This window comes from Shouchella shacheensis (genome assembly GCF_001484965.1).
GTDB classification, from domain to species: Bacteria; Bacillota; Bacilli; order Bacillales; family Bacillaceae_D; genus Shouchella; species Shouchella shacheensis.
Genome location: NZ_LLYY01000076.1, coordinates 1 through 853, shown reverse-complemented (window position 1 = coordinate 853; position 853 = coordinate 1). Strand labels below are relative to the sequence as shown.

Annotated in this window: 1 protein-coding gene; it reads right to left on the bottom strand. The window is 44.9% G+C overall.

Annotated elements, in window-relative coordinates:
- Nucleotides 1–37 precede the first annotated feature (37 nt).
- A partial coding sequence (locus AVZ68_RS19420; protein ID WP_082676805.1) for an IS3 family transposase occupies nucleotides 38–853 on the bottom strand: 816 nt, incomplete at its 5' end.

Here is an 853-nt window from a genome sequence, read left to right as displayed (position 1 = left end):
AAATCGCGACTGATCATTTCTAGTGCCAATGGTTAATTTATGAGATATCCTCTTGGGCAATCAGCTTATGATCTCTCTCAAAATTATTCGGAGAACAGTGCCCTAAGGTCGAGTGCTTTCTATGCTCGTTATAACGGCTGCTGATATAATGGTTAATAGCTTTTATGGCTTCTGCCCGGGTCTGAAATCGTCTTCGATAAATGAGCTCTTTCTTGATGGAGGCGTGAAACGATTCGATGCAGGCATTGTCGTAAGGATTCCCTGTTCGACTCATGCTCATCTGGATGTCTTTCTCATTTAAGGCATGGATGTAGTCGTTGGAACCGTATTGGCTCCCTCGATCCGAATGATGAATGAGTTCCTTTGTAGGTTGACGAGAAATCATAGCCATATTCAAAGCCTGTAAGGGGAGTTCCTTTTTCATATGAGCGGCAAGGCTCCATCCTACAATTTTTCTGGAGAAAAGATCCATTATGCTTGATAAATAGACCCACCCCTCCAACGTCCAGATGTACGTGATATCGGCGACCCAGATACGGTCCGGCTCTTCGACAGTAAACTCTTGGTCCACGATGTTAGGGTAAATGTGCAAGTCGTGTTTAGCGTCTGTGGTGACGACATATCTCTCCTTAGGAATGGCTCTCAAACCCATTTCCTTCATCATGCGAGCGACTGTTTTTTGTGAAATCGTGTAGCCCCAATCGATTAAGTCACTATGCACTCTAGGACTACCATAAGTCCCTTCGCTTTCATGAAAAGAAAGCCTAATCTTCTGCTCGATCTCTTTCTTCAGAGCCTCCTTCTCGGAATGCAGCGTGTCTCGATTGCTCAGCCATTTGTAATAGCCGCTCGT